The following is a 14,081-nucleotide window of genomic DNA, read 5'->3' as shown; positions in this document are numbered from 1 at the left end:
TACGCGGACCTGCCCATCGGGAAGGCGCACCGTCAGCCGTCCGACGGACAGGCGCTCCAGGGATTTCAGGACAAACCGGGCGGCGAGTGGCATGCGGTCCGATGAAGTCAGCGGGTCACGAGCTCCGACGGCGGTGCTGGCTTGCTGTAAAATCTCGCCCGCTTCCGCCACAGATGCAAGGCCTGCCAATGGATCCGCACCACGACGGCCAGGGTCATGGTCGGGTTGCCGAGGAAGCGCCGCAGCACGCCACGGTCGTCCAGCGCCTCGCGCCGGCCGCCCACGGAGGTGGCGAGCATCAGCCCCTGGGCATCGTGATAGTTCACGTCGACATGGGCTCTTTCCGCGTCGAGGCGGAAGCGGAATCGATAGCCGCCCTCGATCGGCAGGAAGGGCGAGACGTGGAAAACCTTGCGGCCTTCCAGCCAGTCCTCCGGCTCGATCGGACGCCGGTCGTCATGATGGACGAGGTAGCAATGGCTCTCGCCGAACGTGTTGTTGACCTCGCACAGGACGGCCCGGAGAGCGCCATCGCGGCCGCGGCAGAACCAGAAGCTGACCGGGTTGAAGACGTAGCCCAGCATCCGCGGCAGGGTCATCAGGACGACCTCGCCGTCGCAGAGATCGGCCAGGCCGTGCTCCTGAAGAATGCCTTTCAGCCAGCCCCTGAGATCGGAGCCGTCGCGCGGACCGTGATCGGCGCGGCGAAACGAGACGAGGCCGCGGCGTTCGAGCTTCAGCCATCGGCCGGCGGCGCTCTCCAGCGCATCGAGGCCGAGGCAGAGGTAGCCCACCTTGTAACGGAAGGCATTCTCGCGCGGCCGCAGCCGGCGATGGACGACGGTCGCGTCGACGATCGAATGGGCAGGGGCGCCCGTCACGTCGTCTCCGTCGCCACGCGCGCGGCCACCGGAAGCGGCAGCGGCGGGATCGCCGGCCGGTCGGCCACGACCCGCGGTGGGTCGCCGATCCGGCGATGCTCGTCGGGCCGCGCCCACGGCCGGTGGACGCCAAGCTGCTCGGCGACATCGAGGCCGGCCGACAGCGCATCCTCGTGGAAGCCATAGCCGCAGTAGCTGCCGCAGAAATAGGTGTCGCGCACGCCCTGGATGCGATGCAGGTCGCGTTGCGCCCGGATGGCGGCGGCGTCGTACATCGGGTGCTCGAAGGAGAAGCGCGAATGGGCCTTGGCCGGCAGCGGCGCGCGGCCGGGATTCACCGACACGAAGAGCGGCGTGCTGTCGGGCAGGTTCTGCAAGCGGTTCATCCAGTAGGTCACGCTCACGTTGCTGTCGCGGCTGCGGCTGTCGGCAACGTAATTCCAGCTGGCCCAGGCGCTGCGGCGGCGCGGCATCAGGCTCTCGTCGCCATGCAGCCACACCTCGTTGGTAGAATAGGCGAACCGGCCGAGAAGGCCACGCTCCTGCTCATCCGCATCGGTCAGCAGGGCGAGCGCCTGGTCGGCATGGCAGGCCATCACGATCCGGTCGAAACGATCCCAATGGCCGGAAGCGTCACGCACCTCGACGCCTTCTTGTGTCCGGCGCACGGCGCTGGCGGGTGTCGCGAGCCGCGCGCGGGCCCGTAGCGGCGCCACGATGCGTTCGACATAGGACCGGCTGCCGCCGCTCACCGTGCGCCACTGAAGTTGCGGTCCGACGGTGAGCAGTCCGTGATTGTTGAAGAAGCGCACGAAGGTCTGCGCCGGATAGTCGAGCATGCGCCCGAGCGGCGTCGACCAGATGCAGGCCGCCATCGGCACGAGATAACGGTCGCGGAAGGCGGCGCCGAAGCCCGCGCTGGCGACGAAGTCGCCGATCGTGAAGTCGAGATCCTCGCACTTGTCCAAAAGCTTCGGCGCCAGGCGATTGAAGCGCAGGATGTCGTGGGTCATGCGCAGGAACGACGGCCGCGCGAGGTTGCGGCGCTGGGCGAAGTAGCCGGCGAAGGAACTGGCATATTCGAACCGACCCTCGTCGAGGCTCACGGCAAACGACATGTCCGACGGCTCGGTCGGCACGCCGAGATGATCGAATAGGGAAATCAGGTTGGGATAGTTGCGCTCGTTGAAGACGATGAAGCCGACATCGACCGGCACGCGCCCTTGGGGCGTCGGCGCCTCGGCGGTGCAGGAGTGTCCGCCAAAACGGTTCTCGCGCTCGTAGACGACCACATCGTGGCGACGGCTGAGGAGCCAGGCGGCTCCAAGGCCGGAGACGCCGGCGCCGATGACGGCGATTTTCATTGTTGGAGACTCCCTCGGTACTTCTACGCGGACTGCCGCAAGGTGCGGAAGGCCATCAGGGCCCGATCGCGCGCCGCGCCGTGCTCGACGATGCGTTCGGGATAGACGTTTGCCGGCGGTGGCGCCTTGGCGGTCCATGGGGAATGGATCGCCTTGTCCGGAAGGTCGGCAAGCTCGGGCACCCATTGGCGGACGTACTCGCCCTTGGGGTCGAACTTCTCTCCCTGCAGCACCGGATTGAAGATGCGAAAGAACGGCGAGGCGTCGGCGCCGGAACCCGCGACCCACTGCCAGCCGGTCGCGTTGTTGGCGGGATCGGCATCGACCAGCGTGTCCCAGAACCAGCGTTCGCCGGTGCGCCAGTCGATCAGCAAGTCCTTGGTCAGGAACGAAGCCACGATCATGCGGACGCGATTGTGCATCCAGCCGGTGGTCCACAGCTCGCGCATGCCGGCATCGACGATCGGATAGCCGGTCCGTCCCTGCTGCCACGCCTCGAGCGTGTCGTCGGGATCGAGCCAGGGGAAGGCATCGAACTCGGGGCGGAAATTGCGCTGCGCAAGATCGCCGAAGTGGAAGAGCAGGCTGTAGGCGAACTCGCGCCAGCCGACTTCGGCCAGGAATTTTTCGGTGGCCGCGGAAGAACCGCGCGTCGTCGCGGCGCGCCAGATCTGGCGCGGGCCGATCTCGCCGAAAGCGAGATGAGGCGAGAGGCGGGAGGTTCCTTCGACGGCCGGCAGGTCGCGCGCATGGCGATAATCCTCGATCGTCTCGTCGAGGAAATGCGTCAGCCGTTCCCGCGCGCCCGCTTCGCCCGGTGTCCAGGTCGCGCGCAGCCCGCCCGCCCAATCGGGCTTGGTCGGCAATAGACGCCAGTCGTCGAGAGTATCGCCGGTCGGCCAGGTCTTCGGCGCCGGCAACGTCTTGGGCGCCGGCAGGGGATCAGCAGGAGGCGGCGCGGCGCGGCATGCGCGCCAGAAGGGCGTGAACACCTTGAAGGGGCCGCCGCCCTGGGTCTTGATTTCCCACGGCTCGAACAGAAGGTTGGCCTTGAAGCTTTCGGCGGTCACACCGCGCTCGGTGAACGACTTCTTCAGGCGCGCATCACGATCGCGCGAGCCCTGGTCGTAGACGCGATTCCAGAAAATCGATGCGGCGCCACATTCACGTGCAAGCTCGCCGAGCACGCGCTCTGCCGGACCACGCCGCAGGACGAGCCGCGATCCCCGTTCGCGTAGCGAGGCATCGAGAGAGTGCAGGCTGTGATGAAGCCACCAGCGCGACGCAGCGCCGGGCGGCCTGATCCCGTCGGTTTCCTCGTCCAGGACATAGACGGGCAGAACGGCATGCCCTGACCCGATGGCCTTGATCAGCGCGGGGTTGTCCGAGAGGCGAAGGTCATTGCGAAACCAAACGATCGAAACCGACATGATCCGCATACGCACGAAGCGCGCGGGTGGATGATCGGGTCAGGACCGCGGGCAGTTCGCCATCGGTCGCATCTCCAGGCTCAGGAGATCGGCGGTGACCGTGACCATGCCGGTCTCGACGGTGAGCCGGTCCAGAACGCCGTTCTCGAAGACCTGCGCCGTCACCGAGAACATCGGACGCTGGGCCTGCTGCCGGCCACGCGTGAAGCTCATGGACACCGGCCACGATTTGGCTTTCGGCACGGCGACGGGCTTGTCCATCGGACGGGCACCCCTCAGGCGATCGTCGTCCAGTTGCGTCACGTCGATCAGGAAAATGTCGCCCATCACCTCGGGATCGAACATCAGGGCGGGGAAGGCGGTGGCGTTCGCACGCAGACGCTCGATCAGGTGATCGATCGCGGCCACCGGCATCAACGTCGCGAGCGGCAGAGTGAATTGCGACGGCGGCGTGCCGGCCTGCACGATCTCGGCTCGCAATTCGCCGCCCGTCTTCTGGACGCGTCCCTTCGTTTCGCGCGTATTGCCGTTTTGAACCTGCATGGTGCGATAGCGGAAATTGTTCCCGCTGCGGGACTCCTCGGCGTCGAGCTTGGAGGAGAGGCTCATCTTCCACGACGCGGTGAGCGCGATCTCGGTGGAGATGTCGCGCTTGAGGTGCCAGCCCGCGCAATCCTGTGTCAGGTCGTGAACGGCGGTGCCGATGCGCGGTGCATTGGCGGCGGCGCCCAGTCGCAGCACGTACTCTGCGCGATGCGGCTGCACCTGCGCGAACGCAAGCTGCGGCCCGCACAGAAGCGCGGCGACGACGAAACACGCGAGGAGATGCATCGCTCCACCTTGCGCACGACGCTGCAACGGGTCAATCGTGCTTCACATGAAATTGCGAGAGATCGTGGCAGGATTCTGGCAGGGCTTTGGTCCCGCATGGTGATGAACAGGCTCGAGTTCATGTGTGCGGGCGAGCCGCTGGAGGCCCTGCCGATGGGCGCGTTGCATTGGCCGGCCGAGCGGTTGCTGGCGGTGGCCGATCTCCATCTGGAGAAGGGCTCGTCTTACGCCGTCAACGCACGCAAGTTGCTGCCGCGCTACGACACGCGCCAGACGCTGGGTGCATTGGCGGCCCTCATCGATGCCGTGCAGCCGCGCACCGTCGTTTGCCTGGGCGATTCGTTTCACGATCGAGCCGCGATCGAGCGCCTGCCGGATGCCGAGCGCGTCGAGATCGAACGGCTGACCGCACGCACGCGCTTCGTCTGGATCGCGGGCAACCACGATCCCGCGCCGCCGCCCTCGGGCTGGGGCGAGGTCGCCGAGGAGATCAAGGCGGGGCCATTGGTGTTCCGCCACGAAGCCTTGTTCGGTCCGGCCGACGGTGAGGTCTCGGGGCACTACCATCCCGTGGCGGCGCTCACGGTACGGGGAAGAGGGCTGCGGCGGCGCTGCTTCCTCACCGACGGGAGGCGTCTCATCCTTCCGGCCTTCGGCGCCTATGCCGGCGGTCTCAACGCGCTCGACCCGGCAATCGCGCAGCTTTTCCCCGACGACTACGACGCACTGGTCGTCGGGAAGGAAGCGGTACGCCGCCTGTCGTGGCGCCAACTCCGCCCCGACGCGACATTCGCCTAGGCCTTACTTCGGCAGCTCGTACTTCAGGGTCACTTCGCCCAGGCCCTCGATCTTGCCGGTGGCGGTGCTGCCCGGCGGCACGAACTGGCAGGCGACCATGCTGCCCGACGAGACGATCATGCCCTTCTTCAGGCGCTTGCCGTGATCGCCGAGCTTGTTCGCGAGCCAGGCCAGCGCGTTGTAGCAATGGCCCAGTACGTCGCCCGAATGGCCCTCGCGCACGACCTTGCCGTCGAAGGAGATCGAGCCGTTCAGGTTGCCGAGATCGAGCTTCGACCAGTTCTTGTTGGGCTTGGCCAGCAGCGAGCCGCCGTTCCAGCCGGCATCCATGATCAGCGGATTGACGGCGAGGCGGCTGTAGTCGGCGCCGCGATCCTCGATCAGTTCGAAGCCGGCGCGCGCTTCGCCGACATACTGGGCGATCGAGTCCTTGTCGTAGGGCTTGCCCTTCGGTGCCGGCACGTCGGCGTTCGCCACCAGGATGATCTCGAGCTCGGCGCCGAGGCGCGTCCAGCGGTCGGCACGGACGGTCGCCTTGTGCTCGAACACGCGCTTCTTGCGGATCGGGCCGTAAGCGGGGCCCTTCAGGCCGGTCTGCGCCAGGATCTGCGGCGAGGTCAGCGCGATCTTGTAGCCGACCAGCGGACCCTGCTTCACCACCTGCTTCTTGAGAAACGCGTCCTGGACCTTGTAGGCGAGGCGCTCGTCGTCGGTCGCGAATTGCTCCGGCCACCAGCCGACCACGGCGCGCGACTTGTCGACCTGATGCAGCCACGTGGCGACCTTGGCGACGCTGAACGTCATCGTTTCTTCCCCTTGCTTGATCTCTTCGTGGCCGCATAGTGCCACTCATGGCGGCGAAAGCGTTGCAAAATTTAGGACCGGTGCGTAGCGGCGCGGTAGTGGGCGTGGTTCTGGCGGGCGGCGAAGGGCGTCGGATGGGCCCGGGCGAACTGAAGCCGCTGCGGCCCTTGGCTGGCAAACCCATGGTCGCTCATGTCGTCGAGCGGCTGCGGCCACAGGTCATGGATATTGTCGTCGTCGCCAACGATCCGTCGCCGGCCTTCAAGTCGCTAAAGGTGCCGCTGATAGCCGATTCACCGGACATAACGAAGGCCGCCGAGCGCGAGGGACGGCGACTGGGCCCGCTGGCCGGCATCCTCGCAGGCATGGAATGGTCGCTGAAGAACCATCCGCATGCCGGCTGGATACTGACGGCGCCGGCCGACGTGCCGTTCCTGCCGCTCGATCTCACGGTTCGGCTGTGCGGCCTGATGCATGTGCCGGAGCCCGACGTGCTGATGGTGCGGCACGGCAAGCGACGCGAACACACGCTCGCCATCTGGTCGGTGAAGCTCGCGAGCGACCTTCGAAAGGCCATCCTGGAGGAGGGGATGCGGCGGGTCGAAACCTTCGCCCAGCGCTACGTCTTCGAGGAGCTGGCCTGGCCAGGGAACGCCGCCCCGTTCCTCAACGTAAACACGCCGACCGAGCTCAGCGAGGCGACCCGTCGTCTGGCTCGAGTTCGATCACGTTCCCGTCGATGACGACCTTGCCGGCATTCTCGAAGTTCACCGTGATGCGGTGGCCGATCATCGACTGGATCTGACCCAGGCCCCAATCCGGCTGGCCGGGGTGGCGCACGAAGTCGCCGGGGCTGAACAGGCCGTTACCGGGCTTATCGAACAAGTTTTCGTTACTCCCGTCTCTGCTACGATGGGCGCCATGACGCCCTATGGCCATAATCTCCGGCCTCAATCCGGAGTATAGACTGGGCGTCGTCATGTCATGGAGGACACAATGAACAAGACCCGCGTCGCCATCGCCTCGGCCCTTGCCGCCGCGCTCGTGCTGCCGGCCGCGACCAGCCAGGCGCAGGGCAACATGGAGAAATGCTACGGCATCGCGAAGGCCGGCAAGAACGATTGCCAGACCGCGAAGTCGTCGTGCGCCGGCACCTCGAAGACGGACGCGCAGGCCGATGCCTGGATCTCCGTTCCCAAGGGCGCCTGCGAGAAGATCATCGGCGGCAAGCTCACGCCGAGCTGAGCGTGGATCCGGTTGCCGGCATCGGGCTGCGCTCCCCGCATCTCGCGGAGATCGCGCGCGACAGGCCGGCGACCGGCTTTCTCGAGATCCACGCCGAGAACTATCTCGCGGGATCGCCGGCGCTGCAGACCGTCGAGCTTCTGCGCGCGGACTATGCCTTTTCCGTTCACGCGGTCGGCCTCTCGCTGGGGGCGGTCGACGGTCTCGACGAGACGCATCTCGATCGCGTGGCCAAGCTCATCGAGCGCCTGCAGCCCGAACTCGTTTCCGACCATCTTGCCTGGAGCGTTTTAGGCGGCCGCTACTTCAACGACCTGCTGCCGCTGCCCTATACGGAGGAGGCGCTGCAGGTCGTCGTTCGCAATGTCGGCCACCTGCAGGAGCGGCTCGGGCGGCAGGTGCTGGTCGAGAATCCATCCTGCTATTTGGCATTCGGGCATTCGACCCTGTCGGAGCCGGAATTCCTCGCGGAGCTGGTTCGCCGCAGCGGCTGCGGACTGCTGCTCGACGCCAACAACATCGCGGTCACGGCGCACAATCTGCGGCTTGATCCGACGGCCTGGCTCGACCGGCTGCCCGCGTCGGCGATCGGCGAATATCACCTGGCCGGCCATGCGGTGAACGATGCCGACGGCGAGCCGATCCTGATCGACGATCATGGCAGCCGGGTCAGCGACGGCGTCTGGAGCCTGTTCGACGAGATCGTGCGTCGCTATGGCCCGCGGCCGACGCTGGTCGAATGGGACACCGATCTGCCGGCGCTGGAGGTCCTGCTCACCGAAGCCGATCGGGCGGGGCGAAGCCTCAGGGCAAAGGCACGGACCGATGCCCGCGCTGCGTGACCTGCAAACGGCTTTTGCGGGCCATCTGACGGGCGAGGATCGCCGCGACCTTATAGATGCCGTCATGGGCGACGCGATCCCGGCGGCGGCTCGCCTTCGGATCCATCGCCATCACGTCGTGCACAGCCTGGCGACGGCACTGGCGACGACCTTTCCGACCGTGCAGGCGATCGTCGGTGAGGATTTCTTCCGGGCCATGGCGCAGGCCTTCGCCGCACGGGACCTCCCGCGGCAGCCGGTGCTGGCCGAATACGGTGGGGGCTTCCCGGCCTTCGTTCAGGATCATGAGCCGGCGGCCGACTTGCCCTACCTCGCCGACGTGGCGCGGCTGGACTGGGCGCTCAACCGGGCCTTCCACGCGCCCCCGGGTTGGCTGACGGCAGAAGACCTGGCCGGCGTGGCCCCGGAGCGCCTGCTCGAACTGCGGCTTGCCCTGGCGGCGGGGGCGACTGTGATCCAGTCCGCCTATCCGATCGACCGGATCTGGCATGCATCCCAGCCGGGAGCATCGGCGGAAACCGTCGACTTGGGGGGAGGCGCCGCCGCCGTGATCGTCGTGCGCCGAACCGACGATGCGGCCTTCGCGCCGCTAAGCCATGCAGAAGCAGCCTTCGCCATGACGCTTGAGAATGGCGGCACCCTGGAAGAGGGGGCAGAGGCCGCGTTTCTGGTCGCGGCAGACTTCGATCTCTCTACAACCTTTGCGAGGCTGCTTGCCTTGCCGGCATTTGCTGCGACGCAGCATCGAGGCTCACGGTAGGGCAAAAAACCCTCACGTTTTGGTGATTGTTACAGTCGCTGTAATTGCTGCAGTGCACGGCTGAATCTACCGCTGGGCCCTAAACCTTCTTGCTCCGCAAGGGCTGCTCCCTATACTCCGCGCGCTTCGAAAAGGGTCCACCTTCCCCTGGTGGACTGTCGTGGCTTCGAGTGGAGTTGCCGACGATGTCGATTACGTTGCCGCAGAATTACCGGCCGACAGAGCGTGAAGCGTTCATGAACCCGATGCAGCAGGAGTACTTCAGGCAGAAGCTGCTGAAGTGGAAGGGCGAGCTGATCGACGAATCGAATCAGACCCTGCAGAACATGCAGGAGGAAAGCCTGGCCCAGCCCGATCTCGCCGATCGCGCGACCGCCGAGACCGATCGCTCGCTTGAGCTTCGGACCCGCGATCGCTTCCGCAAGCTGATCTCCAAGATCGACCAGGCGATGAAGTCGATCGAGGAAGGCTCTTACGGATATTGCGAGGAGACGGGTGAGCCGATCTCGCTGAAGCGCCTCGAGGCGCGGCCGATCGCGACCTTGTCGGTCGAGGCGCAGGAGCGCCACGAACGCATGGAGCGAACCCGCCGCGACGAAGGCAACGACTGAATTGAAAAGGCCCGCTGAACAGCGGGCCTTTTCTTTTGGTCGATTGCCTCGCTGCGATCAGGCCTTGGCTTCGTCCTGCATGGCCTGACGATTGAGCGCGCGGCCGGCCTGGCCGCCGCCGGGCTTGCCGTCGCGCCAGGCGAAGGCGCCGTTGCAGATCACCGTGTCGATGCCCCTGGCCGGTGAGATCGGCTTCTCGAAGGTCGCGGTGTCGATCACCGTCGCCGGGTCGAACACGCAGATGTCGGCATAGAAGCCGGGCTTCACCTCGCCACGCTTGGCGAGATGGAAGCGCTGCGCCGAATAGGACGTCATGCGGCGCACCGCGTCCTCCAGCGGGAAGAGCCCGAGGTCGCGCGAGTAGTGGCCGAGCACGCGGGGGAAGGTGCCCCACAGGCGCGGATGCGGATGGGCGTCGAACGGGATGCCGTCCGAGCCGATCATGGCGCCGGGATGGGACATCGCGGCCTGCACATCCTTCTCGTCCATCATGAAGTAGATGGCGCCGGCCGGCTGGATGCGGTCGGCGGCTTCCTTCATCGAGCAGCCCATCTCCTGGGCGATCTCCTTGAGGTCGCGGCCGCTCATGCCCTCGACCTTGTCGGACCAGGTGATCAGCACCTTGTCGGCGCGCTCCAGCATGTCGCTGCGCAGGATCGTCGAGCCGGCGACATAGGGATAAACGTCGAAGGCGATCTGCTGCTTCTTCATCGCCTCGTTGAAGCGCGGCAGGGTTTCCTTCATGCGGCCGAAGTTGGAGCGGCCCGAGCACTTGTGGTGCGAGACGATGATTTCGGCGCCGACGCGGCGGCCGATCTCGAAGGTCTCGTCCATCGCCTTCAGGATATGGTCGCCCTCGTCGCGCATGTGGGCGGTGTAGACGCCGCCCCAGCGCCCGAGAGGCGTCGCCACGTCGACCACCTCGTCGGTCGAGGCATGGCTCGACACGGCGTAGAACAGGCCGCTCGACATGCCGATCGCGCCCTGTTCGAGGCTCTGGTCGAGCAGCTCGCGCATCTGCTTGATCTCGGGCGCGGTGGCGACGCGGTTGAGGTCGTCGCCCATCGAGTTGATGCGCAGGGTGCCGTGGCCGATCAGGAAAGCGCCGTTGATGGCGGGCTTGGCCGCATCGACCTTGCCCGCGAACTCGGCGAAGTCCTTGGAGAGATTCTCCTTCTTCTTCACGATCAGCGACATCCAGTGGCCGACGTCGGGCCGGATGTAGGGCGCGGCCGAGACGCCGCAATTGCCGCACACCACGGTGGTGACGCCCTGGCTCGCTTTCATCGCCATGGTCGGGTTGTCGATCAGGGCGGTGTCGTCGTGCGTGTGCACGTCGATGAAGCCCGGCGCCACGACCTTGCCGGTGGCGTCGACTTCATTGTCGCCGCGCAGCGAGCCCGGCGCCTCGACGGCGACGATGCGGTCGCCCTTCAGCGCCACGTCGGCGGCGAACAGTTTCTTGCCGGTGCCGTCGGCCACCTGGCCGTTGCGGATGACGATATCGTAAGTGGCCATGGGGATGCTCCTAGGCTTCGTTGCGGCCGAGCCGCATGTCGAGGTCGAACGGGTAGAGCGGGCGCTTGACGCGCTCATACTTGAACAGCTTGAGGTCGGAGGCGGTGCAGCCGTCGCCGTCGCACATCACGATGTGCTTGGCGATGGGCTCGAAGCCGGCGCGGAAATGCTGGCGCGACTTGATGAGCACGAACTTCTTGCGGCGCGGATCGATGCCGCAATGGGTGAAGACGCCAAGGTCGTAGGGCTCGGCGCGCTTCTCGGAGACCACGATTTGCATCTTGCCGGTGTCGAGCACGGCGGTGCGGCCCATGCGGACCGTGGTGCCGGTGGCCATCGGGCCGGTCACGACGAACTGGCCGTCGGTGATCGCCTTCACTTTGCCGGTGACCTTGAGCGGCTTGCCCTTCAGGCCCATGGCCGGCATGTCGATCTTTCCGCCGAGTTCGAGCGTCAGTTCGGCGCCGACGCCGGCCTTGATCATCTGCTCGACGCAGGCCGGATCACAGATAGGACCGGCGACCGCGTCCTCGAGGCCCTGCTTCATGGCTTCCTCGATGACGCTCATCACATCCTGGGTGCCGCCCGAGGCGGTGTTGTCGCCGTGGTCGGCCATGACGACGGGGTAATCGGTGTAGCCCTTGGCGCGGCCGACCTGGACCGACAGCGGCTCGGGATGGAACAGGAAGCCCTCGCGCTTCTCCCACGCCGTATCGAGGATGCGGTTGAGCAGGATCTCGCCTTCGGCCGTGCGCTTGTCGCAGACGATGACCGAGGAGAGGGCGAGGTGGGGGATGTCGGCCTGCGGGAAGCCGCCAAACACGGAAGCGTTCAGGACCTCGCCGGTGTCCTCGGCCTGATTGGCCATGCCCATCAGCGTCTTCATCGGCTCGCGCGAGGGGGTGTGGACCAGCGAGCTGCTCATGATCGGGCGGCTGCCCCAGACCATCTTCGGCTCGATTTCGCCGGCCAGGGTTCGCATCAGAGTGCGGCCGGCGCGGCGGGCCGTGTCGGCCATGTCGATGTGGGGATAGGTGCGGTAGCCCGTCATGATCGTGGCGCCGTTCACCATGGCGTCGGTCATCTGGGTGTGGAAATCGAGCGCCACGGCGATCGGCACGTCGGGCGCGATCTTGCGGATACGATTGAGCAACTCACCCTCGCCGTCGTCATAGTGCTCGGCGACCATGGCGCCGTGCAGGGCGAGGAGGACGGCGTCGCAGCCCTTTTTGATCTCGTCGACGATGGCGGTCGTCATCTGCTCGTATGCCGCTTTCGTGACCAAGCCTGACGGATGGGCACCGGCCGCCATCGGGACCGTGAATTCAGCGCCCGCCTTGCGCGCCACCTCGATGAAACCGCCCAGGGAGGTGTTGGTGCCTTCCGATTCCTTGATGGCGATCGGGCCGCTCAGCGCGGTCGCGCGGGCAAAGGATTCGATGGGAGTGGGCAGGGGCGAGAACGTATTGGTCTCGTGCATCATCATTGCGACTACGAATTTCTTGGCCAACACGCTCTCCATCCAGGCTTAAGTATTTGAACACCCTAGCAAAAACTGCACGTCTCGCGCGTTTGCTGAAGCAATGCAATTGATGCAAAGCTGCATCGCACTATTCTGTTGCGTTGCAAAAAGAGCACACCCGCCTATAGACAGCAACGAACGCTAAAGATGTGAATTCAGGGCTCTTTTTCACTCTTGCTTTCTCTTCGCAGGTGCACCATTCTGAGTGGGCAGCAAACGCTACCTCGGTAGCCTCTTTGTTTGCTGTATGCCCGTCTTGGGCGTTTCCTCCCTAAACTCGGGCCGCGCTTGTCGCGGCCCCTTTTTTTGCCCGATCGGCTGAACTGGGGCTGGTTCAGTGCGTTGCGTGAAGCTATTCGGCAGCCAGGGGCCTCGGCAGAAGGATTTCCTGGGCGCTTTGGCCCATTTCCTCCAGCAGACCCGTGATCAGCCGGGCGAAGACGCCGGCGACCGGGAGCCTCTCGTGCCGGGCCTCGTCCATGTAGAGGGCCCGGTTGATCTCGATCTGGAGCGTGTGGCGGGCGACGGCCGGACGGCCATAGCGCTGGGTCGTGAAGCCGCCGGCATAGGGCTGGTTGCGCTGCACGCGCAGGCCGCGTGCTCGAAACCAGCGTTCGGCGGCGGCCGTGAACTCCGGCGCGCAGGCCTCGCCGTGATTGTCGCCCAGGACGATATCCACCCGCTGGTCCCGGTCGCGGCCGCCCAGGTTGGAAGCCGAGGACGGCATGGAATGGGCATCGATCAGGAGGGCGCCGCCGAAGCTGCTGTAGGTGTGCTCCACCAGCAGGGACAGGGTCTGGTGATAAGGCCGCCAGCAGGTTTCCAGCCGGTGCTCGATCGTCTCGGAGGGGACCCGGCCACGGTAGATCGCCTCGCCGCTGGCCGCGACCCGCGGGATCATCCCGAGGCCGGCCGCGACCCTGGTGGTCCGGTGGTTCAGAGGCCGCGGCAGCGGACCTTCGAACATGCCCGGATCGAGTTCGTAGGGCTCGCGGTTGGCGTCGACATAGGAGCGGGGAAAGCGGGCGGCCAGCAACGGCATGCCCAGCGAGGGCGCGGCGGCGAACAGTTCATCGACGAAGGCGTCTTCCGCCCGGCGGAGCGCGGAGAGGGGGACGACGGCCTGTTCGAGGAATTCGGGAGGATAGATCGAGCCGCTGTGCGGCGAAGCGACGACCACGGGAACCGTCTGGTGCTCGGGCAGCCGGCAATCCAGCGCCTCATGGTCGGGCAGGACCGGGAGAAAATCCATTTATCGGTAATAGCCGGTGGAACCGAGCGCGTCACCTTTCACGCACTTGCCAATCCGCTGGCCGCGATGTAGACGGACCGCCTTCCGCGCTACCGGATGGTTTCGACCCCGGCAGCAGCAGGTGATGGGCGCGTAGCTCAGCGGTAGAGCACTGTCTTGACATGGCAGTGGCCACAGGTTCGATCCCTGTCGCGCCCACCATCGCCTTCTCTCCAGCAGACCT

Annotated in this window: 15 protein-coding genes and 1 tRNA gene; 7 read left to right on the top strand and 9 right to left on the bottom strand. The window is 66.0% G+C overall.

The genetic code is table 11. The features are described from left to right. Positions 1-107 precede the first annotated feature (107 nt). Genes AC1RP5_RS21610 through AC1RP5_RS21595 form a run of 4 tightly spaced genes read right to left on the bottom strand, consistent with a single transcriptional unit; the run spans position 108 to position 4,506 of the window. Positions 108-881 (bottom strand): DUF1365 domain-containing protein, encoded by a 774-nt coding sequence (locus tag AC1RP5_RS21610; protein WP_493114124.1) that lies wholly within the window; start codon positions 879-881, stop codon positions 108-110. Then, positions 878-2,245, bottom strand: coding sequence for an NAD(P)/FAD-dependent oxidoreductase (locus AC1RP5_RS21605; RefSeq protein WP_493114123.1), 1,368 nt, complete (start codon positions 2,243-2,245; stop codon positions 878-880). The genes AC1RP5_RS21610 and AC1RP5_RS21605 overlap by 4 nt, the downstream gene beginning before the upstream one ends. A 23-nt stretch (positions 2,246-2,268) precedes the next feature. After that, on the bottom strand, positions 2,269-3,675 hold the full coding sequence (locus AC1RP5_RS21600; protein WP_493114121.1) for a cryptochrome/photolyase family protein: 1,407 nt from the start codon (positions 3,673-3,675) through the stop codon (positions 2,269-2,271). Between the two features lie 39 nt (positions 3,676-3,714). Next, positions 3,715-4,506: an EipB family protein gene (locus AC1RP5_RS21595; RefSeq protein ID WP_493114119.1), complete on the bottom strand. Its 792-nt coding sequence runs from the start codon at positions 4,504-4,506 to the stop codon at positions 3,715-3,717. 96 nt (positions 4,507-4,602) lie between these two features. Between AC1RP5_RS21595 and pdeM the strand changes: the two genes are divergently transcribed. Further along, positions 4,603-5,304, top strand: coding sequence for a ligase-associated DNA damage response endonuclease PdeM (gene pdeM / locus AC1RP5_RS21590; RefSeq protein ID WP_493114117.1), 702 nt, complete (start codon positions 4,603-4,605; stop codon positions 5,302-5,304). A 3-nt stretch (positions 5,305-5,307) separates the two neighbouring features. Here the strand turns inward: pdeM and AC1RP5_RS21585 are convergent, their stop codons facing one another. After that, positions 5,308-6,108: a 2-keto-4-pentenoate hydratase gene (locus AC1RP5_RS21585; protein ID WP_493114115.1), complete on the bottom strand. Its 801-nt coding sequence runs from the start codon at positions 6,106-6,108 to the stop codon at positions 5,308-5,310. Positions 6,109-6,155: 47 nt separating this feature from the next. On the opposite strand from AC1RP5_RS21585, the gene mobA reads away from it, so the two are divergent. Further along, on the top strand, positions 6,156-6,851 hold the full coding sequence (gene mobA, locus AC1RP5_RS21580; protein ID WP_493114113.1) for a molybdenum cofactor guanylyltransferase: 696 nt from the start codon (positions 6,156-6,158) through the stop codon (positions 6,849-6,851). Here the strand turns inward: mobA and AC1RP5_RS21575 are convergent. Next, entirely contained in the window at positions 6,799-6,993 is a 195-nt protein-coding gene (locus AC1RP5_RS21575; protein ID WP_493114112.1) for a DUF3553 domain-containing protein, read from the bottom strand. The genes mobA and AC1RP5_RS21575 overlap by 53 nt on opposite strands. A 111-nt stretch (positions 6,994-7,104) precedes the next feature. Here AC1RP5_RS21575 and AC1RP5_RS21570 point away from each other — a divergent pair, with 111 nt between their 5' ends. The 4 genes from AC1RP5_RS21570 (at position 7,105) to dksA (ending at position 9,566) form a co-directional block, all read left to right on the top strand. After that, positions 7,105-7,353 (top strand): BufA1 family periplasmic bufferin-type metallophore, encoded by a 249-nt coding sequence (locus AC1RP5_RS21570; RefSeq protein WP_493114111.1) that lies wholly within the window; start codon positions 7,105-7,107, stop codon positions 7,351-7,353. Between the two features lie 2 nt (positions 7,354-7,355). Further along, entirely contained in the window at positions 7,356-8,195 is an 840-nt protein-coding gene (bufB, locus tag AC1RP5_RS21565; RefSeq protein WP_493114109.1) for an MNIO family bufferin maturase, read from the top strand. Continuing rightward, positions 8,179-8,955, top strand: coding sequence for an HvfC/BufC family peptide modification chaperone (locus AC1RP5_RS21560; RefSeq protein WP_493114108.1), 777 nt, complete (start codon positions 8,179-8,181; stop codon positions 8,953-8,955). The genes bufB and AC1RP5_RS21560 overlap by 17 nt, the downstream gene beginning before the upstream one ends. 185 nt (positions 8,956-9,140) lie before the next feature. Then, complete coding sequence (gene dksA, locus AC1RP5_RS21555; protein ID WP_493114107.1) at positions 9,141-9,566, top strand: RNA polymerase-binding protein DksA; 426 nt, start codon at positions 9,141-9,143, stop codon at positions 9,564-9,566. A 57-nt stretch (positions 9,567-9,623) separates the two neighbouring features. Here dksA and AC1RP5_RS21550 read toward each other — a convergent pair whose 3' ends face one another. The 3 genes from AC1RP5_RS21550 to AC1RP5_RS21540 all read right to left on the bottom strand — a co-directional run bounded on the left by AC1RP5_RS21550 (position 9,624) and on the right by AC1RP5_RS21540 (position 13,858). Continuing rightward, the gene (locus AC1RP5_RS21550) at positions 9,624-11,084 is read right to left on the bottom strand and encodes an N-acyl-D-amino-acid deacylase family protein (protein WP_493114106.1); all 1,461 of its coding nucleotides are present in this window, start codon (positions 11,082-11,084) and stop codon (positions 9,624-9,626) included. Positions 11,085-11,094: 10 nt separating this feature from the next. Next, a complete protein-coding gene (locus AC1RP5_RS21545) occupies positions 11,095-12,594 on the bottom strand; it encodes a M81 family metallopeptidase (RefSeq protein WP_493114105.1) in 1,500 nt (499 codons plus the stop codon). Between the two features lie 364 nt (positions 12,595-12,958). Continuing rightward, a complete protein-coding gene (locus AC1RP5_RS21540; RefSeq protein ID WP_493114103.1) occupies positions 12,959-13,858 on the bottom strand; it encodes an N-formylglutamate amidohydrolase in 900 nt (299 codons plus the stop codon). Between the two features lie 126 nt (positions 13,859-13,984). Here AC1RP5_RS21540 and AC1RP5_RS21535 point away from each other — a divergent pair. Further along, a tRNA-Val gene (locus AC1RP5_RS21535) sits at positions 13,985-14,059 on the top strand. Positions 14,060-14,081: the final 22 nt, after the last annotated feature.

The organism is Reyranella sp. GW821-FHT12G01, assembly GCF_058806575.1.
Note: the sequence above shows the minus strand (reverse complement) of the source record. Positions and strands in the feature narration are given on the sequence as shown.

Coding starts and splice junctions, on each gene's coding strand:
- AC1RP5_RS21605 (WP_493114123.1), bottom strand. CDS start 2,245: ATGAAAATCGCCGTCATCGGCGCCGGCGTCTCCGGCCTTGGAGCCGCC.
- AC1RP5_RS21600 (WP_493114121.1), bottom strand. CDS start 3,675: ATGTCGGTTTCGATCGTTTGGTTTCGCAATGACCTTCGCCTCTCGGAC.
- AC1RP5_RS21595 (WP_493114119.1), bottom strand. CDS start 4,506: ATGCATCTCCTCGCGTGTTTCGTCGTCGCCGCGCTTCTGTGCGGGCCG.
- pdeM (WP_493114117.1), top strand. CDS start 4,603: ATGGTGATGAACAGGCTCGAGTTCATGTGTGCGGGCGAGCCGCTGGAG.
- AC1RP5_RS21585 (WP_493114115.1), bottom strand. CDS start 6,108: ATGACGTTCAGCGTCGCCAAGGTCGCCACGTGGCTGCATCAGGTCGAC.
- mobA (WP_493114113.1), top strand. CDS start 6,156: ATGGCGGCGAAAGCGTTGCAAAATTTAGGACCGGTGCGTAGCGGCGCG.
- AC1RP5_RS21570 (WP_493114111.1), top strand. CDS start 7,105: ATGAACAAGACCCGCGTCGCCATCGCCTCGGCCCTTGCCGCCGCGCTC.
- AC1RP5_RS21560 (WP_493114108.1), top strand. CDS start 8,179: ATGCCCGCGCTGCGTGACCTGCAAACGGCTTTTGCGGGCCATCTGACG.
- dksA (WP_493114107.1), top strand. CDS start 9,141: ATGTCGATTACGTTGCCGCAGAATTACCGGCCGACAGAGCGTGAAGCG.
- AC1RP5_RS21550 (WP_493114106.1), bottom strand. CDS start 11,084: ATGGCCACTTACGATATCGTCATCCGCAACGGCCAGGTGGCCGACGGC.
- AC1RP5_RS21540 (WP_493114103.1), bottom strand. CDS start 13,858: ATGGATTTTCTCCCGGTCCTGCCCGACCATGAGGCGCTGGATTGCCGG.